Annotated in this window: 21 protein-coding genes; 7 read left to right on the top strand and 14 right to left on the bottom strand. The window is 60.7% G+C overall.

The window, feature by feature from the left end; all coding sequences use genetic code 11:
• The first annotated feature begins 187 nt into the window (after nucleotides 1-187).
• The 4 genes from DES53_RS00925 to DES53_RS00940 all read left to right on the top strand — a co-directional run bounded on the left by DES53_RS00925 (nucleotide 188) and on the right by DES53_RS00940 (nucleotide 5,450).
• A complete protein-coding gene (locus DES53_RS00925; RefSeq protein WP_113956333.1) occupies nucleotides 188-346 on the top strand; it encodes a small basic protein in 159 nt (52 codons plus the stop codon).
• Between the two features lie 107 nt (nucleotides 347-453).
• On the top strand, nucleotides 454-1,344 hold the full coding sequence (locus DES53_RS00930; protein WP_113956334.1) for a pseudouridine synthase: 891 nt from the start codon (nucleotides 454-456) through the stop codon (nucleotides 1,342-1,344).
• A 191-nt stretch (nucleotides 1,345-1,535) separates the two neighbouring features.
• Complete coding sequence (locus tag DES53_RS00935) at nucleotides 1,536-2,906, top strand: Gfo/Idh/MocA family protein (protein WP_170156761.1); 1,371 nt, start codon at nucleotides 1,536-1,538, stop codon at nucleotides 2,904-2,906.
• Between the two features lie 228 nt (nucleotides 2,907-3,134).
• Nucleotides 3,135-5,450: a hybrid sensor histidine kinase/response regulator gene (locus DES53_RS00940; protein WP_113956336.1), complete on the top strand. Its 2,316-nt coding sequence runs from the start codon at nucleotides 3,135-3,137 to the stop codon at nucleotides 5,448-5,450.
• A 198-nt stretch (nucleotides 5,451-5,648) separates the two neighbouring features.
• On the opposite strand, the gene DES53_RS00945 is transcribed toward DES53_RS00940, so the two are convergent.
• Nucleotides 5,649-7,082 carry an acetylxylan esterase gene (locus DES53_RS00945; RefSeq protein WP_245958062.1) on the bottom strand — a complete coding sequence of 478 codons (1,434 nt, stop codon included), beginning with the start codon at nucleotides 7,080-7,082 and terminating at the stop codon, nucleotides 5,649-5,651.
• Nucleotides 7,083-7,141: 59 nt separating this feature from the next.
• Here DES53_RS00945 and DES53_RS00950 point away from each other — a divergent pair, with 59 nt between their 5' ends.
• The gene (locus DES53_RS00950) at nucleotides 7,142-8,146 is read left to right on the top strand and encodes an enolase C-terminal domain-like protein (RefSeq protein ID WP_113956338.1); all 1,005 of its coding nucleotides are present in this window, start codon (nucleotides 7,142-7,144) and stop codon (nucleotides 8,144-8,146) included.
• A 24-nt stretch (nucleotides 8,147-8,170) separates the two neighbouring features.
• On the opposite strand, the gene DES53_RS00955 is transcribed toward DES53_RS00950, so the two are convergent.
• The 11 genes from DES53_RS00955 to DES53_RS01005 form a co-directional block, all read right to left on the bottom strand.
• A complete protein-coding gene (locus DES53_RS00955; RefSeq protein WP_113956339.1) occupies nucleotides 8,171-8,938 on the bottom strand; it encodes a potassium channel family protein in 768 nt (255 codons plus the stop codon).
• Nucleotides 8,939-9,115: 177 nt separating this feature from the next.
• On the bottom strand, nucleotides 9,116-10,687 hold the full coding sequence (locus tag DES53_RS00960; RefSeq protein ID WP_113957144.1) for a class I tRNA ligase family protein: 1,572 nt from the start codon (nucleotides 10,685-10,687) through the stop codon (nucleotides 9,116-9,118).
• A gap of 77 nt (nucleotides 10,688-10,764) precedes the next feature.
• The gene (locus DES53_RS00965) at nucleotides 10,765-12,147 is read right to left on the bottom strand and encodes a sulfatase family protein (protein ID WP_113956340.1); all 1,383 of its coding nucleotides are present in this window, start codon (nucleotides 12,145-12,147) and stop codon (nucleotides 10,765-10,767) included.
• A 2-nt stretch (nucleotides 12,148-12,149) separates the two neighbouring features.
• Nucleotides 12,150-12,995 (bottom strand): 3-keto-disaccharide hydrolase, encoded by an 846-nt coding sequence (locus DES53_RS00970; protein WP_113956341.1) that lies wholly within the window; start codon nucleotides 12,993-12,995, stop codon nucleotides 12,150-12,152.
• 36 nt (nucleotides 12,996-13,031) lie between these two features.
• The gene (locus DES53_RS00975) at nucleotides 13,032-14,156 is read right to left on the bottom strand and encodes a WD40/YVTN/BNR-like repeat-containing protein (protein ID WP_113956342.1); all 1,125 of its coding nucleotides are present in this window, start codon (nucleotides 14,154-14,156) and stop codon (nucleotides 13,032-13,034) included.
• A gap of 18 nt (nucleotides 14,157-14,174) precedes the next feature.
• The gene (locus tag DES53_RS00980; protein ID WP_113956343.1) at nucleotides 14,175-14,444 is read right to left on the bottom strand and encodes a MoaD/ThiS family protein; all 270 of its coding nucleotides are present in this window, start codon (nucleotides 14,442-14,444) and stop codon (nucleotides 14,175-14,177) included.
• 72 nt (nucleotides 14,445-14,516) lie between these two features.
• Nucleotides 14,517-15,293 (bottom strand): 4'-phosphopantetheinyl transferase family protein, encoded by a 777-nt coding sequence (locus DES53_RS00985; RefSeq protein WP_113956344.1) that lies wholly within the window; start codon nucleotides 15,291-15,293, stop codon nucleotides 14,517-14,519.
• The gene (locus DES53_RS00990; protein ID WP_147263120.1) at nucleotides 15,290-16,000 is read right to left on the bottom strand and encodes a hypothetical protein; all 711 of its coding nucleotides are present in this window, start codon (nucleotides 15,998-16,000) and stop codon (nucleotides 15,290-15,292) included. Before DES53_RS00990 ends, DES53_RS00985 begins: the two co-directional genes overlap by 4 nt.
• Nucleotides 16,001-16,093: 93 nt before the next feature.
• Nucleotides 16,094-16,831 (bottom strand): amino acid ABC transporter ATP-binding protein, encoded by a 738-nt coding sequence (locus tag DES53_RS00995; RefSeq protein ID WP_113956346.1) that lies wholly within the window; start codon nucleotides 16,829-16,831, stop codon nucleotides 16,094-16,096.
• A 161-nt stretch (nucleotides 16,832-16,992) separates the two neighbouring features.
• On the bottom strand, nucleotides 16,993-17,757 hold the full coding sequence (locus DES53_RS01000) for an amino acid ABC transporter permease (protein ID WP_113956347.1): 765 nt from the start codon (nucleotides 17,755-17,757) through the stop codon (nucleotides 16,993-16,995).
• A gap of 35 nt (nucleotides 17,758-17,792) precedes the next feature.
• Nucleotides 17,793-18,626, bottom strand: a complete 834-nt coding sequence (locus DES53_RS01005) for an N-acetylmuramoyl-L-alanine amidase family protein (RefSeq protein ID WP_113956348.1) — start codon at nucleotides 18,624-18,626, stop codon at nucleotides 17,793-17,795.
• 89 nt (nucleotides 18,627-18,715) lie between these two features.
• Here DES53_RS01005 and DES53_RS01010 point away from each other — a divergent pair, with 89 nt between their 5' ends.
• Nucleotides 18,716-19,942, top strand: coding sequence for a muramidase family protein (locus DES53_RS01010; RefSeq protein WP_113956349.1), 1,227 nt, complete (start codon nucleotides 18,716-18,718; stop codon nucleotides 19,940-19,942).
• Between the two features lie 78 nt (nucleotides 19,943-20,020).
• Here the strand turns inward: DES53_RS01010 and DES53_RS01015 are convergent, their stop codons facing one another.
• Nucleotides 20,021-21,184, bottom strand: coding sequence for a transglutaminase domain-containing protein (locus DES53_RS01015; RefSeq protein ID WP_211325404.1), 1,164 nt, complete (start codon nucleotides 21,182-21,184; stop codon nucleotides 20,021-20,023).
• 235 nt (nucleotides 21,185-21,419) lie between these two features.
• Between DES53_RS01015 and DES53_RS01020 the strand changes: the two genes are divergently transcribed.
• Nucleotides 21,420-21,710: a hypothetical protein gene (locus DES53_RS01020; protein WP_113956350.1), complete on the top strand. Its 291-nt coding sequence runs from the start codon at nucleotides 21,420-21,422 to the stop codon at nucleotides 21,708-21,710.
• 21 nt (nucleotides 21,711-21,731) lie between these two features.
• On the opposite strand, the gene DES53_RS01025 is transcribed toward DES53_RS01020, so the two are convergent.
• Complete coding sequence (locus DES53_RS01025; protein ID WP_113956351.1) at nucleotides 21,732-23,276, bottom strand: DUF4139 domain-containing protein; 1,545 nt, start codon at nucleotides 23,274-23,276, stop codon at nucleotides 21,732-21,734.
• Between the last annotated feature and the right edge of the window lie 32 nt (nucleotides 23,277-23,308).

The raw sequence follows: 23,308 nt of genomic DNA on the forward strand, positions 1-23,308 counted from the left end.
CCCGAATTCAGCAGACAGCTTTTCACCCACCCGGAACGCCCTTCCCACCGACATGGAAGGAGGGGCTTCCGGGTTTCTTTTTGCCTTCAGCCGAAACATGAGGACACCACGGTGAAAAAGACCTTGCGAATTATTCCCGCTCCGCTACTCTCTGCGCCCCTATCTCCAACCCTCCGAAGGTCATACCATGTCCCAGCATCGCAGTCTCAAGTCCAAAGGCGGTTCCGTCGGAACCAAGCGCAGCGTCCTCAAGCGTGGTGAGCGCGTGAAGCTTATGAAGGCTCGCGGTCAGTGGAAGGAAGGTCGCAGCCCCTACAACCTGCCCAAGACCAAGCCTGAGGCCTGATGGTGCCGGGCCTTGCCGCCCAACCTCATCACCACTTCTGATTTCAGCAGCCGCGGTGTTTCCCATCGCGGCTTTTTCTTCACCATCACCCTGACCTGACCACGCTCATGCGCCTGAACAAATTCCTCAGCAGTTGCGGCTTGGGATCGCGGCGAGGTGTGGAGGCCCTCATCCTCGAAGGCCGCGTCCGCATCAACGGCCAGGTCTGCACCGAACTCGGCACCCAGGTGGAATCCACCGATGAGGTGGTGGTGGACACCAAGAAGGTGCGACCGAACAAACCGGTCGTCATCGCCCTGCACAAGCCCAAGGGCTACGTGTGCACTCGCGATGACGAGCACGCACGTCACACGATCTATGACCTGCTTCCCGGCAAGCTGCGTTCCCTGGCGCACGTGGGTCGCCTGGACATGGATAGTGAGGGGCTCCTCCTCCTGACAAACCAGGGTGATCTGTCCCACCAACTTGCGCATCCTACGCACGGCCTCGAAAAGGAATACGAGGTGCAGTTGGAGAAGCCCTTCGATCCGGCGCTGCTGGAGAAGCTGACCCACGGGTTGCATATCGAAGAAGGTTTCGCCAAGGCAGAGCGCGCATGGATCATCGGTCACTACAAGCTGGGCCTCGTGCTGAAGCAGGGCCTCAAGCGCCAGATCCGCCACATGCTCTACCGTGTGGGCTATGAAGTGAAACGTCTCGTGCGCGTGCGTATCGGCAATCTTCCCCTTACCGGCATTCCAGAAGGCGGCTTTCGCGAGCTCAAGCCGGACGAGGTGGATCGCCTGCTGGTGCATCCCAAGGCCAAGGAACGTCCCACGCTCAGCAAGTCGCGCACGGCCTCTGCACGCAAGGCGATGACCGAGCGTGTGGAAAAAGAAAAGGAGATCGAGCGCAAAACCAAGGCGGCCGAAGCTGCCGGAAAGGCTGCTCCAGCCCGCGGCCGTAACCGCCCCGCCCGCAAGACCTCGCGTCGCGGGGGTGCACGTGGTGGGTATTGAGCCTGTGCATGGCGGGTAGGAAAACCCGCCGGGCGCTGTCCGGTCTGGAGACCCAACTTCCTCCCTGAGGCAAACCCCTTGTGCCTTTTGCGTCTTTTTGCGGCGAACTCTTCCTCCTTTGAGCGCTCCATCCAAGGCAGCGCCACTTTCCAGAAAGCCCCTCCACCCCTTTGGCGTTCATGCACTCCATCATGAACCGCCGTCGCTTTCTCCAGCAGTCCGCAGCTGCCACTGCCTCTGCATCCGCTCTCGGATTTCCTGCCATCCTGCGCAGTGCCTCACCGAACTCGATGCTGCAGGTGGCCTGCATCGGGGTGGCCCGCATGGGTGGAAACACCATGCGCAGTGTGGCCACGCATCCGAAGGTGAAGATTGTTTCCATCTGCGACGTCGATGCGAACCATCTTAAGGAAGCTGCCACGGGCAAAGGCTCGGCACGCGCCGGCGGGGTGGGTTTCCCCGATGCCTCGCAGCACACGGACTGGCGGCAGATGCTGCGTGATCACAGCGATAAGTTTGATGCCGTCACGGTGGGTACTCCAGACCACATGCATGCTCCCATGGCGGTGCAGTCCATGCGCCTGAAGAAGCATGTGTATCTTCAGAAGCCCATGGCGCCGACCATTCACGAGTGCCGCGTCATCCAGCAGGAGGCGGTGAAAGCGGGCGTGGTCACCCAGCTCGGCAATCAGGGCCGTAGTGGCATCGAGGCGCGCATGACGGTGGACCTGCTTCGCAATGGTGCCATCGGCAAGATTAAGGAGGCATGGTTCTGGGAAGGCAAGCCGCTGAGCTGGTGGCCGAAGAATGAAGAACTCCGCACGCAAGGCGACAACGTTCCCGCGGAACTCGATTGGGATGCGTGGATCGGCGTGCGCGAGCCGCGGCCCTATCTTCTGGACACCTACCATCCACAAACCTGGCGCGCATGGCGTGACTTCGGCGTGGGTGAACTGGGCGATATGGGGGTGCACTTCTTCGACGGTGTCTTTGATGCGCTGAAGCTGCGCGCGCCCAAGCGTGTGAAGCAGACTGAGACGGGCGCGATTGGCACCGGGTTGTGGGCGAAGAGCCGTACGGTGGAGTTTGAGTTTCCTGGAAACGAACTCATCGCGGGAGACACCTTCAAACTCACGTGGTGCGACGGAGACTCCGCCCGTCCCAGCCGCGAAATCCCGATGCCTGCCGCGCTCAAGAACTTCCCCAAGAGCGGTCATCTCTGGGTGGGTGAGACCGGCATGATCTTCAAACCCTACGGCCAGCGTCCTTGGGTGCTGCCGGAAGATTCGTTCCCGGCAGAGAAGTATCCTCGCGACTATGGCAAGCAGGACCACTACCACGATTGGGTGGATGCCATCCTGAACGGCAAGAAGAGCTGCGCGGATTTTTCACATGGCGGACCTCTCACGGAAACCGTTTTGATGGGCACACTGGCGGAGAACTATCCGAACCAGTGGCTCGAGTGGGATCGTGATGCCATGCGCATCACCAATATCGCCGAGGCCAACAAGCTGCTGAAGCGCGAGTATCGCGACGGCTGGAAGGTCGAGGGATTGGGCTGAGTGGTCCCTCCATTCAAAGAAGCCACCGGAACCGCGATCACCGCTGTTCCGGTGGGGATGATATCGCGTCGATCCTGCTGATCACAGCCGAGATTCTGGCTGCTGAAGTGGAGCCCAGGCGTGCATTTGGGTACCTAAGCACACTCATTATTATAGTTTAGCTGTGCATTTACTTTCTGCTTGCCAACCGCCTCAATTTCCAGCGATAGTCAGAAGTACTGGAATTTCATGGCTGACCTCGACCGCATACGAGTGCTAATCGTTGAGAATGAAGGTCTCGTTGGGTGCGATCTAGCCGCCACTCTCGAGAGGCTCGGCTACATGGTCGCTGGTCTCTGCCGCACGGGTGAAGAGGTTCTGAACACCGTGGAAGACCTTCGCCCTGATGTGGTGCTCATGGATGTGCAGCTCGGCGGGAAGATTGACGGCATCGAAACAGCCCGGGTTCTGAACAAGCGTTTCCCTGTTGCGGTGATTTATTTAACCGCGTGTGCCGATGCTGAGACGGTGGCGCGTGCGAGGGAGACGCATCCCTCCGGGTATCTGCTCAAGCCCTACAACGAGACCGAGCTCAGTGCCTCGTTGGAAATGGCAGCGGCTCGCAATCGCGAGGAGCAGCGGCGCAAGCGCTACGAGGAAAGCTTTTTCCATGCGTTCCAAAGTCTCGCCGATGGTGTCATTGGCGCCGATGTGGCGGGACGCATCCTCTTTGTGAATCCTGCCGCGGAACGCGTGCTCGGGTGGAAGGCCACAGAGGCCTCCGGTCGCATGCTGGCGGAGGTATATGCCATTCACAATGTCGAAGGCGAGATGATGCTCGTCCTTCCCGCCGACGACAAGGAGGACACTACGCCGCGCCAGCTTCTGCTCACCACGAAGGCAGGCGAGCGCGTACTCATCGAGGATCGGGTGACGTCCGTGCATGATGAACACGGCAGCGTGGTTGGGCTCGTGATTCTTTTCCGTCCGCTCTCTCCCGTGGAGAAGCAGCCTGCTGCCACACCACCTCCACCGCCGCAGGCGAATGGCTCCAACACGGCGCCCCTGGTGGATATCGTGGAGAGCATCTCCGATCCGCTCGTGGCGCTCGATGGTCAGTGGCGATTCACGTATGCGAATGCGAGCGCGACCAAACTGTTCCGGCGCGACAAGCGTGCGCTTCTTGGCCAGTCCCTGTGGGATGTGCTGCCGCCGAGCGTTCGTTTGAGCCACTATGAAGCGCTCGCCCGCGCCCTGCTGCATCGCGAACCGGTGACACGCGAGATCTATCTGGAGGAAGCGGCCGCGTGGCACGAGGCCCGCACCTATCCCTTCGCGAATGGGTTGCTCCTTCTCATCAAGGACATCACCACGCGGAAGCTGGAGGCGGAGCGCAACAATCGTCTGGATCGTCTGGAGTCACTCGGTCTGCTCGCACGTGGATTCGCCCACGATTTCAACAACCTGCTCACCGTGCTGCTGGGCAATCTCGCTCTCGCCGAGATGCGCTATGCCAATGCTGCCGACAAGCCGCCCGAACTCACCACGGCCAAGCAGGCCACGCTGCAGGCGCAGAATCTCGTGCAGCAGCTCCTGACATTTGCGCGCGGTGGTGCTCCCATCAAACGGCAGATTTCGCTCTCGGAACTGGTGAAGACCTTCTTCGAGCATCACGCCCGTGTGCCGCATGTGCACTACTTTGTGGAGGTGCAGGAAGATCTCCCTGAAGTGGCGGTGGACCCGAATCAGATCCGCCGCCTGCTGGGCAACCTGATCCGCAATGCGGAACAGGCCACCGTGCGCGGGGGCGACATCCATGTGCGCTGCGAAGTGGCGACGGAGGAGGAGATGTTCCCCCATGAGACACTTTCCGAGTCACCTGGCGAGTTTGCCGGAGTGACCTTGGAAGTGCGCGACGGCGGCGAAGGCATCGTTCCGGAGCATCTCTCCCGGATCTTCGAACCCTACTTCTCCACGCGTAAAGCGGAGAACGCGACCGGCCTCGGCCTCACGGTGTGTGAGTCGATTGCGAAGTCGCACGGAGGTACCATTTCGGTCAATTCCCACAAGGGCCAGGGCACCCGGGTGCGCTTCTTCATCCCCGTGGATGGAGATGCGGAGGAGGCGGATGCACTGGCACTGGGCGCCACCTTCACCTCACCCTCCATGAACTCCCGCATCCTCGTGCTGGAAGATGATCATCTCGTGCGCGCGCTCATCGTGCGCGGTCTGCAGACGCAGAGCTACGAGGTGGTGGAGACGGTGGATGGCAATGACACGGTGCGCCTCTACCAGCAGGCCATGCAGGATGGACGTCCCTTTGACCTCGTGGTGCTGGACCTCAGCATTCCGAATGGCATGGGCGGTCTGCGGACCATGGAAAAACTTCGTGCACTGGATCCGAACGTCCTCGCGATCGTGAGCAGCGGCTACTCCGATGATCCGGTGATGGCCCAGCCCGCCGCGTATGGCTTCACTGCGGTGCTGCCCAAGCCGTATGAGCCGGTGGAATTGATCCGCCTGGTGAAGAGCGTGCTGGTCTCGCGGATGCGGCCGGAGGTGTGAGTTGGAGAATGAATGTAGAAGGCTTCTCCAGAAGCCTTTCATTCAGACGCGCAACTCCTGCTTTCCCACCTTGGTGATTCTTGGATGTTCCTACTGCCGCGCCGTCTGTTGCTCTGTGGATGAAAAATGGATTGTGGGCACCGGCGGGCGTGAAAGGCTTCTGGAGAAGCCTTCTACATTCAGAGCTGCCGCTCTGTTCTACTTATTCTCCTTCACATGCTTTCTTACCGCCTCCACCATGGCAGCTGAGGCTTGCGGTGAGTTGGCATGCCCGCTGGGGATGTCGTCGTAGATCGCCTTCGAGATGGGCAAGGCATTGTAGGCGGCGTACACGCCCGTGGGAGGGCAGGTGGTATCGATGAATCCCACGGTGAGGTAGGCGCCTTTCGCCTTGGTCTTCGCGGCGAAGTTCACGTTGTCGAAGTAGCGCGAGGCTTCGAGCACCTTGGGATCGGGTTTGCCGTCGGGAAGATTCGGCACGATCTTGGGCCAGCCGTTCACGCGATTCACGATCACGCCGGTGTGGTCGCAGCCTGCGGGCACGCCGGCGGCGAGGAAGGTCACGCGCGGATCGATTGCCGAGATGGCAAAGCCCTGGAAGCCACCCTGGCTGCTGCCATACACCACGACGGTCTTGCCATCCCATTCGGGTTGTGAGCAGAGGAAGTCGAGGGCACGCACTTCGCGCAGGAACATGCCGAGGAAGTAGCAGGTCTCACGCGAGTCGCGGCCCACATTGCGGTAGTCCTTCAGTTCTGACTGCGCGAGTCCCGTGTAGTACTCCGGAGCTTTGCCATTGGGAATGCCGTGTGCATTCATGTTGAAGGCGAGCATGCCGTTCTCCGCCCATGATGCTGCGGCGGCGAGGCTGGAGGAAGAAACGCCCGCGCCATGCACCATGAGCACGATGGGCAGGCTCTTCGGCTTTGCATTGAGCGGACGGGCGAGATAACCGGACACGGGAGCGCCGAGAGCATCCACCTTCACATCGAAGGTCTCTGCTTTCTTGATGGTGGCGGGGGGCGGCACCGGCGTCATGGTGGCCTTCACCGGAACTGCGGCGAGTTTCTTCTTCTGGGCGTCCCAGAAGGCATCGAAGTCATCCGGCACGGGCAGGCTGGGTTTGATGAGTAGTGGATCCACGGCCGCGCCACCGAGTGAGCTGTGAACCTTGCCATCCTGATTCCAACTAACGCGGCAGAGCAAGAAGCCGGGTTCGTTCAGAGATGCCGTCGCCACGGCCTTGCCATCCACGAGCTTCCCCTTGCCATTGATGATTGGGGGCACGCCATCTTTGGAAATGCTCCAGGTGATCTCGGCCTCGCGCGGAGCGGGGGAGTCCTTCGCGAGCGCGATGGTGAAGTTCACTGGTTCGCCCGTCTTGTAGGTGGCGTTCTCCTTGTCTGCGCGCACTACGAAGGGGTTGAGAGGTTTCGCGGGCGCTACCGCAGCAGGGGTGACGGCTGCCGGCTTCGGCGCGGGTGTGGCTGGTGCTGCCGATGGCGCTGCTGCGTGAGCTGCAAGGGAGGTCAGGGCCAGGCTGGCTGCGAGGAGGGGAAGTCGATGGGACATGGTGCTGATGCCGGAGAAGTGGGAGTCGAAGGGAACGCATGCATGGCGTGTCTTCTTCACGAAGCCAAAGAAAATGATGCTGGGCTTTGGGGATGACGCAGGTGCGATTACCTTGATGCATGACGAGTGACCAGCCCCTGCGCGTGGAATTGAAGACTCTGCACCTTACGGAGCCCTTCCGCATCGCACACGGAGTCTCCACGGAGCGGCAGGTGTTGCGTTTGCATTGGGGGGATGCGGTGGGCGAGGCCCCTTTTGTTCCCTACTATGGGGAGAATCCGCAGGAGACGCTACGCTGGGTGCAAGGACTGGCATGGAGTGGAAGTCCCGTGCCGGAAGCGGGGCCGCGTGCCGGGCGACTTGCGCTGGATGTGCTGTGGCATGATGCGGTAGGGAAGCAACGGGGGCTTCCCCTCTGGAAGCTGTGGGAGTTGGATGCGACGAAGCTGCCGCCCGCGTGTCGCTCCTTCAGTATTCCCACGGACTTGGAAGCGTTTGCCGAGAAGGTGCGGGAGACACATCGTCAATTTCGTGTTCTCAAGCTGAAGCTTGGCAGTGGGAATGCGGAGTTCGATGAAGCCATTGCTGCCAAGGCGCGCGAAGCGGCGCCACAGGCGACCATCTTTGCGGATGCGAATGGAGGCTGGAGTGTGGAGGTGGCGGCTGCGATCATTCCGAAGCTGGCGCGGTATGGGCTTGCCTTTGTGGAGCAGCCGTTGCATCACTCCGGCGGTGTGGCGGCGTGGCGTGAGCTGCGACAGGTGATGCCACACTCACCATTGCCTATCTATGCGGATGAGAGCGCGCAGAGCTCGAATGACGCGCACGCGCTCTCCGGTTTGGTCGATGGCGTGAATGTGAAACTGCTGAAGAGCGGCAGCCTCAAAGAAGCGAGAGAGATGATCCACACGGCACGCGTGCTGAAGATGCGTGTGCTGCTGGGCTGCATGATCGAGAGCAGCATCGGTGTCACTGCCGCGGCGCATCTCGCTCCTTTGGCGGACCTGGTGGATCTCGATGGCCATCTCTATGTGGCCGATGATGACTACTGCGGTGTGAAATTCGGCAGTGCCGGAGAGGTGGTCCTGCCGGAAGGGCCGGGGCTTGGAGTTGCGGAGTCTTGAAGGCTCTTTTTGATGCGACAGGGATCACTGCTTCCTCTGATCCTGCAGCAGCTTCTCAAGGCGCTCCACGGACTTTTGCAGGGCTTCGAGCCTGTTTTCCACGGAGTGCAGTTTGTAGGCTTCGTACCTGGTGGATGGTCCCGTGAACATGCTGGCGACGTAGCCTGCCATCGTGCCAAACATTCCCACACCAAGCGTCATGAGCGCCACGGCAGTGACTCGCCCTTCGGTGGTGACGGGGTAGTAGTCTCCATAGCCCACCGTGGTGACAGTGCAGAACGCCCACCAGATGGCATCGGAAGGGTGACTGATTCTGGAAGAGGAATCCCGCTCAAACTCCATCACAATGATGGCGGCGAGAACGGTGCCGACGAACGTGGTGGTCGCGACGACCGCAAAGGCATTCTGTGCCCGGCGGCGATACAGTATCCGGGCGATGTTGCGCGATGATCGGACGACACGCAGAAGGCGCAGCACACGAATGAGGCGGTAGAGGCGGCCTGCACGGAAGGCTTCGATGACGGGAATGCAGGCCAGCAGATCCAGCCAGCCCCACTTCATGAACTCCAGCTTCGAGGATGCACGGATGAAGCGGCGGCTGAAGTCGAGGAAGAACACGCCGCACACGATCCAGTCTGCGTAGGCGAGGATGGTACGGGTGTCCTCAGAGAGTTTCAGGAGGTACTCCGCCAGCAGGGCGATCATCACATACACCGACAGCCAGAAGGTGACGATGTCCAGAAAGGTGAGTGCCTCCTGAGGTGTGTCAGATTTGGCTGTGGGCGGGGACATGGAGCGGCGGGGCAGCCCGTCGTCCTTTTAGTGGAACGCGTGGAAGAACACAAGGGAGAAGGAAGGAGAGCGCGGTGGCAAATGAAAGGCGGGTTGGGAAACCCGCCATCCACGGTCCGACCGGGAGGTCCGACTTCCTTGTTGGCCGCTTGGGGCTCGAAGCTGGGGAGGGAGGAGCTACTTCTTTTCAGCACCCAGTTCCACGCGAGGGAACACGGGTACTGGAGGATTGAGCTGGTGACCCACCGGCAGCAGGCCCCATTTCAAGTCACCCACGGTGAAGCCCTCAGGCAGGTGCCATCCGAGTTGCTCGCGAATCTTGGCGCACGCTTCAGGCATCACCGGGCTGAGAAGCACACTCACATGAACGAGCGACTCGGCCAGATGATGGAGCACGCTGTCTCGACGTTCCGCCAGCGCAGGGTCCTTCATCTTGAAGGGCTGCGTATGGTCGATGAAGAAGTTGGCGTGGTCGACGATCTTCCACGCCTCAGCAATGCCTTCGTGGATCGCCCAAGCGTTCATCTTTTCAGCGTAGCGGGCAGGAGCATCAGCCACCACCCTGCGGAAGGTCTGGTTCACCTCATCGTCATACGAGCTGGCGGTGATCACTCCTTTGGAGGCGTTCTGAAGCATCTTGAGCGTGCGATTGAGCAGATTGCCCAGGCCGCCTGCGAGCTCCTTGTTGTACGCGATCTCCATGCGCTCCTCGCTCAGGTCGGCATCATAGCCAGTAGCCATGTCCTTCATGAGGTAGTAGCGCAACCCATCCACGGAGAAGATGCCGGCCAGCGCGGCGGGATCCACCACATTGCCGAGGCTCTTGCTCATCTTCTCGCCCTTGATGTTCCACCAGCCGTGCACAATCAGGCGGGGGATCTGTTCATCGCTGAAGCCGAGGGCGTGAAGCATGATGGGCCAGTAGATGGCATGAGCGGGCACCAGGATGTCCTTGCCGATCACATGCGCGTCGGCGGGCCAGAGCTTGGCGAAGTCGGGCATGCCTTCGTTGCCCACCTCATCCGCGAGGTAGCCGGCGAAGCTGATGTAGTTCGTGAGGGCGTCGAACCAGACGTAGTTCACGAAACGCTCATCGAAGGGCAGGGGGATGCCCCAACTCAGACGCTCAATGGGGCGCGAGATGCAGAGGTCCTGGCCGCTTTCAAGGGCGTTCAGCACATCATTGGCGCGGAACGCAGGAAAGATGAAATCGGGATGACTCTTGATGTAGCTGCTAAGCCACTCGACGTGCTCGCTGAGTCGGAAGTACCAGTTCTCCTCCTCGGTTTCCACCACTTCACCCCACCACTCAGTGCCAAAATTGCCATCGGGACCGCGGTCCTTGTCCGTAAGGAACTGTTCTTGGCGCACGCTGTAGAAGCCCTTGTAACTCTGCTTGTAGAGCTGGCCGCAGTCATGCAGCTTCTGAAGCATCGCTTGCACGACCTTCTTGTGCTTCGGATCGATCGTCTGGGCGTAGTGGTCGTAGCGAACGTTCAACTTGTCCCACAACGCGATGAATTTCGCCGTGATGTCATCCACGAACTGAGCCGGGCTCACGCCGGCCTTTTCCGCGCTCTTCTGCACCTTCTGACCGTGCTGGTCGGCACCGGTGAGGAAGTAGGCCTCACGTCCCGCCAGGCGCTGGAAGCGCACCATCACATCCGCCAGGATCTTCTCGTAGGCATGGCCGATATGCGGGGGCGCATTCGTGTAATCAATGGCGGTGGTGAGGTAGTACGGTTTCACGGGGGGAGCAGGGTTGCCGGAGACCGCGCTGCGGTCAACTGGCAATCGCTCCTCAGTCGCGCCCGTGGGGCAAGGATTTACGGCTTCTCCTTCGGCTTCCGCGCTTCCTCCGTATCCCCGCCCTTGTCACCCTGTTCTTCCATCCACTGGTCCAGCTCGGCGCGGAGTTCGAGGAGGGCATCTTTGGCCTTGGGATCCTTGGCGAGATTGTTCAGCTCATCTGGATCTTCCACCAGATCGTAGAGCTCCTCCATGGGGCGGGTGTGGTAACGTTTCACCGTGGCGGCTGCCTTGGGTTCCTGTTTGGCGGCGGCTGCCCATGAGTCCCAGTAGCTGCGGCCGTCGCCTCCCTGGGCCTTGTCCACATGCGAGTGAAACTCGGCGTTCGGATTGAGATTGCGAATGTACTTCCAGAAACGCGTGCGCACGGAGCGCATGGGGTACTCATTCATCTTCCCATCGCCACTGTGGGTGGTGAAAATGTGCTCGCGCAGCCGGACATGATTTCCCTGGAGGATGGGCACGATGGACTGCCCGCTGAAGGTGCCGTCGGGGGGCAAGGTGGCTCCCGCGGCATCCAGGCAGGTGGGCAGAATGTCCACCCAACTCACCATGGCGTCCGACTTGGAGCCTGGCGCCACTTTTCCCGGCCAGACGGCGACGAAGGGCGTGCGGATGCCGGCGTCATAGCAGTTCCATTTGCCGAAGGGAAATTGGGAACCGTGATCCGCGGTGAAGATGAAGAGGGTATTTTCCCCCAGCAGCTTACGCGCAGCGTCATACACCAGGCCGAGATCACGATCGGCATTGCTCACGGCTTCCGCGTATCTCGCACGGGCCTGGCGGGTCTCGGGAGTGTCGACTTGCGATGCGGGAAGGGCCGCTTCTCCCGGCTGATAGCTGGTCTTCTCGGGCCAGGGCACGTGCGGCCAGTTCGTGCCGACTATGAGACACAGCGGTTTTTCAGAGGTGCTCTTTTCCTTCTGCCGATTCTCCAGCCAGGAGACGGCAGCCGTGATGCAGTTGTCTTCGTGGTACTTGAAGTGGCTGGCGTGGTCAAAGCCGTACTCCTTCACCTGCGCATAGTGTGCGGTTTTTCCGATGGCGGCAGTTTCGTAACCGGCTTCCTTGAACCATACGGGCCACTTCTTGTGCTCCGGGTCGGGACGCTGGTGATTGAACATGGAGCCATTCCGCGCCGGATACAGACCTGTGAGCAGCGCGGCACGGCTCGGTGCGCAAGAAGGAGACGCGACAAACGCGAGGTCGAAGGTCATGCCATCCTTCGCGAGTCGCTCCATGTTTGACGTGCGGATGCCGCTCTTCGCATTGTAGATGGAGCAGTCACCCCAGCTCAGGTCATCTGCGAGGAAGACGACGATGTTGGGCTTCGCTGCTCCAGCGGTGGTGAAGCTGGAGACCAGACACAGCAGGACAAGCAGAAAGCGGCGCGTCATCATGCTCAGGATTTTGGCTCCTCATTCCTCAGTGGCAAGACCCAGATGTTCCGATAGCGCACGGGGTTCAGGTGGTCCTGCAGGCTGATTTGTCCTTCCATGGTGCGGGTGTCGAGCTCCACCTTGTCATGCACGACCACGCCATTGTGCTTCACCGTGATGCGGGCTTTGCGCACGACCTTGCCATTTTCTACCTTGGCGCGCTCGGCGATGATGTCATAGCTCTGCCACTCGCCGGGTTTCCTGGAGGCATTCACGGTGGGAGGATAGTGACCGTACAGAGAAGCCGCCTGACCGTCCGCGTACGTTTCGTTTTGATAGGAATCCAGCACCTGAACTTCCGGGTAGCCACCGAGGTACACGCCGCTGTTCCCACGGCCCTGCCCGTTGCCGACCACTTCCGCTGGGGTGGCCCACTCGATGTGCAAGTGAACGTCTCCCTTGATGGTGTCCTTCGATTTCAGTGAACCGGAGCGTCCCACGATTTCCATGTAGCCATCCTGAAGCTTCCACTTGGGTTCCGCGCTTTGGTCCGGAGAATCTTTTCGCGGCGAACTGCTCCATTTGGAAAGGTCCTTGCCGCCAAAAAGCACCAGGGCCCCTGCGGGTGCAGGCACCGGTTGACCGTCGTACTTGGGCTCTACCACTGGCGGCTTTGGCCGCGTCATGCTGTGCACCTCCCACTTGCCATCCGGGGTCATGCGCTTTTCTTTTTTCTCCTGCGGCTTCTTCTCCTCCTTCGTGGCCGGGGTGGGAGACTGTGCGAAAGCGTTTCCCAGCAGAAGTCCTGAGCACGCGATGCCCATGATGCTGGCCTGAAAGTGAAATGCCGAAGCTGCGAACCTGTTCATAGCGGCTCATTCAACGCCGCGGCACTCGCGAAAAAATCACGGACCTGCCTTCTCGAACCGTACGGAGAAGACTGGAGGCAGTTCCGCGCTGAGGCGCGTCCAGGACTCGCCGCCGTCCTCGCTGAGCCATACCGAACCAGTGGTGGAGCCCATGGCGAGTGTGCGTCCATCCGGAGTCACATCAAGGCAATGGCGGTAGATGAGGTGATAGGCATGCTCCTGTGGCAGTCCCTTGCGCAGCGGTTCGAAGGTCTTGCCATCATCTTGCGTGCGCATCACGCACAGGGCGCCATTTACGGGCACACGCATGTCATCCTTCACACCGGGAACGAACCATGCCGTCTCCGGCTTCTGCGGATGCACAGCCACGGCGAAGCCGAAGACAGCGGGGTTCCCATTTTCAAAACGCTGCCAGGTGCGTCCACCATCCTTGGAGCGGAAGATGCCGCAGTGATGCTGCATCCACACGGTGTCCGGATCAGACACGCAGGCATCGATGCGGTGAGGATCCTGCCCATCCAGATCCTCCTCCTCGCCCGGAGGCATGAAGTCCGCGAAGAGACCCTTGCCATAGCGGTCCCAGGTTTCGCCACCATCGAGCGTCTCCCACACGCCGCCGCAGGAGATGGCGAGCACCACTCGCTTGCTGTTGCGTGGGTCCACGCAGATGGAATGAATGCCCGGCCAGTCGTAGCCACCGCCAAACCACTTCGCGCGCTCGGGCCGGTTCCACAAGCTCTCCACGAGATTCCAGGTGGCGCCACCGTCGGTGGACTTGAAGAGGCCGCCGGGAATGGTCCCACACCATAATACACCCGGTTCATCCGCGCCGCCCGCTTCCAGCGACCAGATCTTTTCCAGATTCCACGGGATGGGCGTCTGGCGCATGGGACAGAGAATGTCCGGTGTTCCTTCAGGCTTGGATGGATAGGCGGGGCAGGCGCGTTCTTCCCACGTGGCGCCGCCATCGGAGGACACATGCATTTTGGTGCCGAAGTGGCCGTGCTCCACCGCGGCGTACAGCTTATTGTCACGGGCATCCGGCAGCAGCATGGGAACTTGCACGCCGAGGAAGGAACTGCGGGCCACGCGCCAGCCACTCCCATTCTTCTCGATGGCGAAGTGTCCTTTGCGTGTGCCGAGGTGAAGCGTTGTGCTCATGATATTGGCTGGGGGAATTCAACCGCCCGAGAGAGCTTGCATGATGAAAATTTCCGAGTCTGCCCTCACGGCATCGGAGAGTGTCCGGCGATCCTTCACGGCCGTGCCATCCACGAATACCACCACGTGATGCCGTACGGCGCCTTGATCATCCAGCACATAACTGCGCAACCCCGGTTGCTTTGCGAAAACGGCTTGCAGAGATTCTCCCACGGTAGAGCCCTCCACCCGGCATGCTTCCGCCGAGGTCTGACGTGCGAGATTCGGAGTGAACTCCACGAGGGGCATTGGACGTGAGCGTATCGAATGTCTTCGCGCGGCACAAGGCCGCAGGTGGGAACATTTCGACAAGGGGGATGTCTAGGCCCTTGCTATCATCTGCAGAGGTGGTTCCGCATTGCGATCGCCTGCGAGTGGCACGAACCATCGTGGCGTGACAGAGGCTGGTGTGCCGCCACTTTTGCGTGTGACCAGCGCCACATGATGCTCTGGCTGCGCTTGCATGAGATGAAATTCCCAATCGCGTGGCTTGTCTTCCACCTCCGCAGGGCATCCGAAGTGAATCGAGGAGCCATTGACGAAGAAATTCAGCTTTTCCACGGGCAAGTTGAGCCCCAGTCCACGTGCTTTGGTGAATGCCTCCTTCAGCGTCCAGAGCGAGAGGAATTGCTTCCGTTGCATTGCCGATGATGTCGATTGAAAGCGTGCCAGCTCCGCTGGGGACATGATGCGTGGCGCCAGGATGGCCGTGTCGAGCTTTCGACTTTCTGCCTCCGTATCGACCCCAATGTCTGCGGATGACGTGATGGCGCAGACCGCGAGCCCGTGTGTGTGGGAAAGGCTGAAGCGCAGATCGTGGATGCCATTTTCCGGCACCACTTCGGGACGTCCATAGGCATTGGATCTGAAGACCCATGCTACGGGAGGGACCTCTGCAGATGTGAAATCAGACAGAGCTGTCCGCACCAGGGCGTGTGAGATCAGAAACAGCCGGGCGTCCCGCTCGAACCTGAAGCGCGCGTGGCGGGTTTTCTCTTCGTCATCCAGCAGGTCATGACAGCGCGCCAGATGATCGGCATCGGTGACCCAATGGGGACGGCACAGGTACAGGTGAATGCGATCGCCGCTCTCGCTCATCGGCGGCTCTCGGCCTGCACTTTTTCGAATTCCCTGCGGGCAAAGGACTTGAGTTGATCCTCGGACACATTCGGATTCTGCTCGCGGTACTGGCGTACCGTGTCGCGGAACTTATCCCGCGCGCCGTCAGGGAGTGAGTAGTACTTCTCGCGGCCGTCATCGCCCAACAGGGAGGACGTGCGGAAGCGGGGATCAAAACCTCCGGGAGGAGGCCCGCCTGGTCCTCCGGGACCGACTCCTTGTGGGGGGCCGGGTTTCTTCGCGCCGGGCGTGAGTTGAGCCTCGCCGTAGCGCACGGTCACGATCTCGGCGCCGGCCATGATCTTCACCTCAGCGCGTTGCAGATTCTTGCTGGCGTTGGTTTCTGCAAGCTTCCAGCCTTGGGCGTTGGGCTCCTCAGAGACGACGAAGCTCTGCTTGGTCTCGCGATTCAAGATAGTGGCCACGGGCTTGCCTTCCACATAAGCCATGCCAGTGAGAGCGAGCGAGTCCGAAAGATTCAGCGCGCGGGTGAATGGCGGATTCGTCACGAGGGACTGAACTTCCTGCGCGTCCAGGGGTTGGGGCAGATCCGGGTCTGCTTTTGCGACAGTGGGCGTGGCAGTTGTGGGAGCGGGAGCGGGAGCCGCAGGTGTTTCGCCCAAGACAGAGAAGGGGGCACCCAGAGAGAATATCAGGGCTGCAATGGTGTGTCGCGGATCAGGCATTCCGGAACCTCCAGAGGAAATTGAGAACGGAACCATCATGAGGCTTTGCACCAGTGCTGTAAAGCACAATGGCAGCACAGGGAGCACCCGCATTTACCGGTAGCGCGTGAGCGCCTCCAGGAACTCCTTCGCTGTGGCATGGGCGGGCGAGGCGAAGAAGCCGCCGGCAGGCGCGGATTCCACGACCTTTCCCTGCTCCAGGAACAGCACCCAGTCCGCCACCTGTTTCGCGAAGGAAATCTCGTGGGTCGAGAGCACAATGCGCTGTCCACCCTCGGCGAGTTCGCGGATGAGATCCAACACGTCCTGCGTCATCACCGGATCGAGCGCGGAAGTGGGCTCATCCAGCAGCAGAAGTTTCGGGCCGGGGGCGATGGCGCGTGCCAGGGCCACGCGCTGCTGCTGGCCGCCGCTGAGTTCGGCAGGACGCTTGTCCACGTGCGTGGCGAGCCCGAAGCGTTTCAGCACTTCGAGGGCGGTCGCACGGGCGGCATCGGGTGACTTGTCATGCACTTCACGCAATGGGAGCGCGACATTTTCCAGCGCGGTGAGGTGCGGGAAAAGGTTGTACCCCTGGAATACGAATCCGTTCGTGCGACGCTGGCGAAGTGTGGCTTGCTCCGTCCATTCCAGTGCGCGATCCTGCACCAGCACCTGTCCAGAGTCTGGAGTCAACAGTGAGCCCAGCACGCGCAGCAGGGTGCTCTTTCCACTGCCGGAGGCGCCGATCATCACCAGACATCGTGTGTCGGCCGGCACCGTGAAGCTCGCGCCATCCAGCGCCGAGTGCACGCCGTAGCGTTTCACGAGGGAGCGGGCTTCGAGTTTCATGGGTGGGAAAAGAGCAATCGGTGTTCAGTAACCAGTGGTCAGCAGGTAGTAGTCCGTAAATGGTAAGTGGTGATGGGGCTCTGGCACGAATGGGATGTGCTGGTGTCTACTGACTCATTACTTACTGACCACTGGTTACTGAATACTGGGCACTTTTGCCCTCAAGTCTCATACTTGTACCGTTCCTCCAATCTCCGTGCCCACCAGGAAATGGGCAGTGTGAGGACAAGATAGAGGAGGGCGAGCGGCACATAACCTTCCAGTGCGGTGTAGGCCTGGGCATTGGCGGAGCGGACCGCCTGCGTGAGTTCCTGCACGCCGATGACAGAAAGCAGGGATGAATCCTTCACCAGTGACACGAGCTGACCCGCGGTGCCCGGCAGCGCACGGCGCAGTGCCTGCGGGAAGATGACGAAGCGCCAGGTCTGGTAACGATCAAATCCCACAGCACGCGCTGCCTCGATCTGGGAGGCGCCGATGGATTCCCAGGCCCCACGGAAGATCTCCGCGAGGTACGCGCCCTGAAACAGGGCCAGCAGCACCACGGCCACGGGAAGCGCCTGATGAATGCGGAAGGCGTTGGCCACACCGTAGTAGCCCAGCAGCAGGAGCACCAGAAGAGGCATGCCGCGTATCAGTTCCACCACAGCACGGGAGAATTGCCTCACGGGGATGAACGGACTGCGCTGTCCCAGCATCAATGCCATGCCAATGAGAATGCTGGCCACCATCCCAATGATCGAGATGAGCACGGTCGTGCCCCAACCCTTCAAGATGAGGACACGCCTCAGCCAGATGGCATCCCACTGCCAGCGGTACTGGATGATGGCAAATACACCATACACCACCAAGATGCAGGCCGCGCTCAGCATCAGCGCCCACGCCACCTCGCGCAGGAGCGGGCGATTGGCGGTGGCTGGATTCATGCGTGGTGTATTGCCCGACCGCGTGCTGAGGTCAATCAGGGATTGCCATCCTCCAGCGCGGGTCCGGGCATGGCAACGGCCAGGGCGTTGCGCTCGATGCCGCGCCGTGGATTCATGCGCGAGGCCAGCAGGAATCTGCGCAGGCCGTCGGTGATCGCGGCGGCTATCTTTTCCTGATACGCCTCATCCTCCAGGCGGCGGGCTTCGGCGGTGTTCGTGAGGTAACCGCACTCAATGAGCACCGCAGGGCACTCGGTATTCATGACCACGAGGTAGTTGCTGTCACGCGTGCCGCGGTTTTCCGCACCGGTGGTCGCTTGGATTCCCTTGTGCAAGATGTCCGCCAGCCATTCGCTACGCCGGTCGCGAATGGCTTCATCCTTGGGCAGGTCCAGCCGTTCACGCAGGCGCATCATGTCGCCCAGACGCTTGCGGGAGCAGTAGTAGGTCTCCAGTCCCGAAGTGTTTCCGGTGGTGGCGTCCGCGTTCAAGTGGATGCTCACAAAGGCATCCGGCTGGTGGCGGTTCGAAAAATCCGCCCGCTTCTCCAGCGCCACGTAGGTGTCATCCCGGCGGGTCATCAGCGTGCGTATGCCCGCGGCGGCGAGATGCTTTTCCACGCGGCGGGTGATGGCGAGGGAGAGGTTCTTCTCCAGGATGCCTTCCCCCTGGGTGCCTCCATCGATTCCGCCGTGGCCTGCGTCCAACACTACGGTGAATTCCTGCATCACCAGCGTCACATCGGAAGGCTGGTAGGCAAGTGAGGCGGCTTGCTTTGCCCAGATGCCCGGCACTTGGGTCAGGCACAGCAGCGCGCCTGCACTGGCGGCATAGGAGACTGCATAGCGGATGGCCGTGACGGGGCTCATGTCTCTACTCTGTGAGGAGAAACCAAGCAATGCTCAGGCATTGTGAAATTTCCAGTAGATTTAATGATAAATATTTGTAAATTGCGGGCATGCGCACGCTTTTCGAGAAGAGCGGGGGCGGCATTGCCCTCATGAGAGTCCTGCTGGGTGGTTTGTTGCTTGCGGCGTGCAGCGCCACGCCCTTGTTCGCTGCGGCTGCGACTCCCACCTCGAAGGGGAAACCCCAGAAGCCGTCGCCTGCCTACGTCGAGCACAAGGTCACCCGTGGCGAGACGCTCTGGCGAGTCGCGCAGAAGCACAAGACCAGCGTGGGTGCCATCATGGACTACAACCGCATGTCTGACCAGACGGTGCGCGAGGGCATGACGCTGCGCATTCCCACGCCCCAGCCCCAGGATGCCAAAGCGGCACCCCGCCAGAATATCCACATGGTGAAGAGCGGCGAAACGTTCTGGAGCATCGCGGAAGACTTTGGCATTTCTCCCAGGTCACTTGCCCAGGCGAATCCCAACGTGAATCCCAACAAGATTCACGAAGACATGGAGCTGGTGATTCCTGCCGAAGAGCGTCCTGAAGTACCTGCTGCCAGTGCAGGCAGCGGTGCTTCCAGCACTCCTGCCGCACCCACGCAACCGGGCATGCTGGCGCACAAGGTAGAAGACAACCAGACCTACTACTCCATCGCCAAGCAGTATGGCGTGACCATGGAGGCGATGGTGGCGGCCAATCCCCAGGTGAAGCCCGAGCGCTTGCGCCCCGGCATGACGGTGCAGGTGCCCATGAAGACCACGCGCCCATCTCCTCCGCAGGAAAGTCCCAAGCCGGCAGCGCCCAGTGGCGCCACCGTGGCTGGTGGCACCGGGCGCACGTACAAAATTCGACCTGGGGATACGATGGAAGCCATCGCGAAGAAGCACGGGGTGTCTCAGGAGGCCCTGCTCAAGGAGAACAAACTCTCCGCGAGTGATCCATTCTACGTCGACGATGTCCTGAAGATCCCCGCGGGTGGCCAGAACACAACTCCGCGCTCAACCTCCGGGAGCAAGTCCGTGGTGCAGCCTGGTGAAAAACCCGGCAGCACTCCCACGCCTCCGCGCCAGCAGCCATCACAGCAACAGGAGTCTGAGCCTCCCTCAGGCAGCAGGGCAAACAAGGGCTCCGTTCCCGGCTACATTGTCAGTGCCGGAGAGGACATTGGCACCATCTGCGATGCGTTCGGCATCACGCGGCAGCAGCTTTTGGAATACAATCGACTGCCGTCGAATGCTCGCCTGAAGACGGGGGATCACATCATGATTCCGAAGATGGGAGAGTGATCGTGGTGCATGAGGAGCAGGGTCCGAGGCAGGGCCTCACCTCGGGAGGCAGTTGACAGCGCCGCCTCGTCACACCGCTCACTGCCGCGCTGCTCCCGGTACCACGCGTAGCCAGGTCTTGTCGGTCCAGAAGTCGCCATTCCACAAAGCCAGTGGCTGGATTCGCGTGTAGAAGGCGTCCCGGTCAAAGAGGATCTCTGGCACGTACCGGGAACCGACTTCGGAGAGCAGGGGGGCCTTTCTAGCGCCGGTGGTGCCTTCGGTGGATTCCAGGAGATACTCCTCGCCTTCCAGTCGCACGATCACCCAGGCGTGGCCGCCGCGCTCGGCGTAGCGCCCCAATGCCACACGAGCCTCGAAGCCACGGGCCAGCAGCCAATCCGCCAGCAGGATGGCGGAGTCCTCACAGTCACCGCGGCCCAGCGCCTGGGTTTCGCGGGCGGTTTGCCAGGCATCGTTGTCGTCCGTGCCTGTGTCCTGGGTGTACTGACAGCCTGCCGAGACCGCACGCCAGATGGTCATGAGTTCCGCCAGGCGCGGCTGATTTTCCGGGTACATCGCGGGAGGTTCGTAGCCTTCGAGGAACTCATTCACGTAGCGGTATTGCCCGTTTGAGCCGGAGGCCACCATCGCGTACATCCGCCGGCATCCACCACACTCCAGGGAGAGACTGCGGGTGTGGCGGGGGATTTGGCAGGCTTGCTTCCTGCCGCAGAGGGTGCACTCGCTGTAGAAGAGGGACTGCCTGGAAGCATTCAGTGCTTCCGGGGTGAAAGCTGGAAGCCGCTGGCCGACCACCAGGCAGCCGTGCCATCCCAAGCCTCCCCACGAGGGGCGGACTGTCAGTGCGAGGTGGCTGTAGCTCTCCCCGCCGATCTCGGGCCACGTCTGCAGATTCGTGGCGAGTTCCTTCTCGGTGGCGCGCCAGGTCTGAAGTGCGGCCATTTGCTGATACTCGGGGAAAACATTCTGCGCGTCGTGGATGAGCGCATTCATGTCCTGGGTTTCATGTTCCATCCGCTGCCCGAGCCATTGTTGGAGCCTGGCGTCAGGCTGAATGTCGCCCACCCGCATCTGCTGCCGTGTCTGCTGAAGGCGTGTGACGAGGTCCTGCTCCAGCTCCGCAGTTTTCCGGGCGTCTGCGCCCCGCTGCTGCCACCAGGTGCCTACGCTGCCCGCCAGATTTGCGCGCCACCCCAGTCCCAGCAAGGCGAGAAGAAGGACGAGGATCAGGAGCCGCATTATTATGGAAATTAACGACAGGCGATGCAGCTCCGCAACTCCAGGGATGGACTCGGAATTGGCTCCCAGCGAGGAACCTGCATCCCGTTGCCAAAAAAAGCGCTGCCCTAAATATTTTTTTGCAACGCGCTCAATCCCTTGGTGTTCAAACCAAGCGTCCGTCGCCGCTTCAACCGCTGGCCGTGAAGCGTGCGTTCCTCCTCAGGGCCCGCTCAACCTCAAGCATTTGCACGCCATGCCGCAGGTTGCTTCGCCATTGTTGTCCGTCCTTCTCGAGGCCAGAGAACTCCTGGCCCGCCCAGGAAATGAATTTGCCTGGTCCAAGTGGAAATCGATGGAGGAAGCCTTGGGTGAGATGGATCGACACATCGCCATTGTGGATCAGGGGCAGCCACTGGAAAAATTCCGGCTGAACCTCCTTTTTGCCCCCACGGGCAGCATTCAGGAGGTGAGCATGAGCAGCGGGTGGAGCCGGCAGTTCATGGACCTGGCCACCCGCTTTGATGATGTGATGGGGCGCGGCTGAGTCTGCCCTGTCCACGCTGCTCTACCAAGTGTAGTGCACCGTGTAGGTGAGGGTCTTTTCCTCGTCCGGCTTCAAGGGGACGCGGTACTCGATGGTCTGGGCGTCCTTCTTGGTGAAGGGAATCGAGGGCTGGCGGATTTCCCAATTCACCCAGCGGAAGAGGTGCTCCACTACGCGGATCTCCACAGGCTCCTTCTTGTGGTTACGCACCTTGATCTCAAAGGTTTCGTCCAGCCAGTGGTTCGAACTGTCGACCTTGAAGTCGGTGCGGCGGCGCTCTCCCACGAGGTCGAAGGCATTGCCTGTGTTCACGCGGATGAATTCATCCTTGGGTGTGTGGTCGATGAGGTCTTCACCGACAAACTGGAGACGACCATTGTCATCGTCGCGACGGTAGAAGCGCACCCTGCCACGGGGGAGGGCCATGCCCAGCTTGTTTTGCTCGGAGTTCTTGAACTCGCGCATCACCCAGACCTTGGTGTTGCTCTCGTTGCCGAAGTCCTCTCGCGTGCGCAGGTAGGTCAGGCTCTGGCCGCGCCATTGGTTGGGATCGATGTACAGGCCGTCGTACACATAGATGCGCTTGGACTTCACCTCGGAGGCGCGGACGAACTCCACCTGCTTCGTTTCGCGATCATGGAGCGTGGTGGCGAGGGGGAGTGTATAGAGGTGATATTCGTCGAAGGACTTTTCCGTGACCTGAGGAGGCATGGGTGCGTTGGCCTTCATGGCACCCAGCATGGATTTGTTCGCAACATGCATATTTCCATCCATCCTGGGGTCGACGATCTTCGCCACGTCTCCTGCGACTAGCTGGATCTTTGCGTCGCGAAACTCCTTGCCGCTCTGATTGTCCATGGTGACCCAGCCGGTGAGATCCAGTTCATCGCTTTTTTCCGGGGAGATCACGTTGTAGCTCGCATCCCAGCTCATGCCGCCAGTCACGTAGGAGAGTTCGGCATCGAGTTTGCCTGCCTGGTCTGAATGCAAGCGCCAGTCGAGTGTGGGTTTCAAAATGGTATCATCGGCCAGGGCAGGGAAGCGGGGCAGTCCGGGCAGGCTGAACTGAAGCTGGCCGTCCACTTCGATGATGGGCTGGTTGGCGCCGCCACCGCCATAGGCCATGGCCATCTGGTTTTGATAGTAGATCTGCCCGTAGCGTTGCATGGCCTGCGCATTGTGCGGCACGTAGCCACTGCGGATGATCTTCCCCTTCACGATGCGATCCGGCTTGTTCTGCTCACGCACGAAGAACTCGATTTCCTTGCCCTCATGGAGGGACAGCAACCGGGCTTCGCTGATGGGGTCGGCGCGGTAATTTTGCTCCAGGATGGTAAGCTTGGTCTTTCCACTGGGGTCACGCAGAATCACGGAGTCAGGTTCTGCGTGCGCGGTGGTGTCCGTGAAGCGCAGACGATTCTCGCCTTGCTGAAGGTCGAGCGGAACGGTGTCGCGCACGACACCGAAGTTCTGGTTGTAGATGGTGAGCGAGGTGTCGGCGAAGATGGAGACGGCGGAGAAATGGAGCAGCGCCGCGTACCGGAGGGAGCGTGAGAGCGGGTTCATGAAGCAAGCATAGGGGACGCTGCGCCATGAGA

The organism is Roseimicrobium gellanilyticum, from assembly GCF_003315205.1.
Taxonomy (GTDB): domain Bacteria; phylum Verrucomicrobiota; class Verrucomicrobiia; order Verrucomicrobiales; family Verrucomicrobiaceae; genus Roseimicrobium; species Roseimicrobium gellanilyticum.

Excerpts from the sequence above, each read along its gene's own strand:
- DES53_RS00925 (WP_113956333.1), top strand. The coding sequence starts at position 188 with ATGTCCCAGCATCGCAGTCTCAAGTCCAAAGGCGGTTCCGTCGGAACC.
- DES53_RS00930 (WP_113956334.1), top strand. The coding sequence starts at position 454 with ATGCGCCTGAACAAATTCCTCAGCAGTTGCGGCTTGGGATCGCGGCGA.
- DES53_RS00935 (WP_170156761.1), top strand. The coding sequence starts at position 1,536 with ATGAACCGCCGTCGCTTTCTCCAGCAGTCCGCAGCTGCCACTGCCTCT.
- DES53_RS00940 (WP_113956336.1), top strand. The coding sequence starts at position 3,135 with ATGGCTGACCTCGACCGCATACGAGTGCTAATCGTTGAGAATGAAGGT.
- DES53_RS00950 (WP_113956338.1), top strand. The coding sequence starts at position 7,142 with ATGACGAGTGACCAGCCCCTGCGCGTGGAATTGAAGACTCTGCACCTT.
- DES53_RS00955 (WP_113956339.1), bottom strand. The coding sequence starts at position 8,938 with ATGTCCCCGCCCACAGCCAAATCTGACACACCTCAGGAGGCACTCACC.
- DES53_RS00965 (WP_113956340.1), bottom strand. The coding sequence starts at position 12,147 with ATGATGACGCGCCGCTTTCTGCTTGTCCTGCTGTGTCTGGTCTCCAGC.
- DES53_RS00970 (WP_113956341.1), bottom strand. The coding sequence starts at position 12,995 with ATGAACAGGTTCGCAGCTTCGGCATTTCACTTTCAGGCCAGCATCATG.
- DES53_RS00975 (WP_113956342.1), bottom strand. The coding sequence starts at position 14,156 with ATGAGCACAACGCTTCACCTCGGCACACGCAAAGGACACTTCGCCATC.
- DES53_RS00980 (WP_113956343.1), bottom strand. The coding sequence starts at position 14,444 with ATGCCCCTCGTGGAGTTCACTCCGAATCTCGCACGTCAGACCTCGGCG.
- DES53_RS00985 (WP_113956344.1), bottom strand. The coding sequence starts at position 15,293 with ATGAGCGAGAGCGGCGATCGCATTCACCTGTACCTGTGCCGTCCCCAT.
- DES53_RS00990 (WP_147263120.1), bottom strand. The coding sequence starts at position 16,000 with ATGCCTGATCCGCGACACACCATTGCAGCCCTGATATTCTCTCTGGGT.
- DES53_RS00995 (WP_113956346.1), bottom strand. The coding sequence starts at position 16,831 with ATGAAACTCGAAGCCCGCTCCCTCGTGAAACGCTACGGCGTGCACTCG.
- DES53_RS01000 (WP_113956347.1), bottom strand. The coding sequence starts at position 17,757 with ATGAATCCAGCCACCGCCAATCGCCCGCTCCTGCGCGAGGTGGCGTGG.
- DES53_RS01005 (WP_113956348.1), bottom strand. The coding sequence starts at position 18,626 with ATGAGCCCCGTCACGGCCATCCGCTATGCAGTCTCCTATGCCGCCAGT.
- DES53_RS01010 (WP_113956349.1), top strand. The coding sequence starts at position 18,716 with ATGCGCACGCTTTTCGAGAAGAGCGGGGGCGGCATTGCCCTCATGAGA.
- DES53_RS01015 (WP_211325404.1), bottom strand. The coding sequence starts at position 21,184 with ATGCGGCTCCTGATCCTCGTCCTTCTTCTCGCCTTGCTGGGACTGGGG.
- DES53_RS01020 (WP_113956350.1), top strand. The coding sequence starts at position 21,420 with ATGCCGCAGGTTGCTTCGCCATTGTTGTCCGTCCTTCTCGAGGCCAGA.
- DES53_RS01025 (WP_113956351.1), bottom strand. The coding sequence starts at position 23,276 with ATGAACCCGCTCTCACGCTCCCTCCGGTACGCGGCGCTGCTCCATTTC.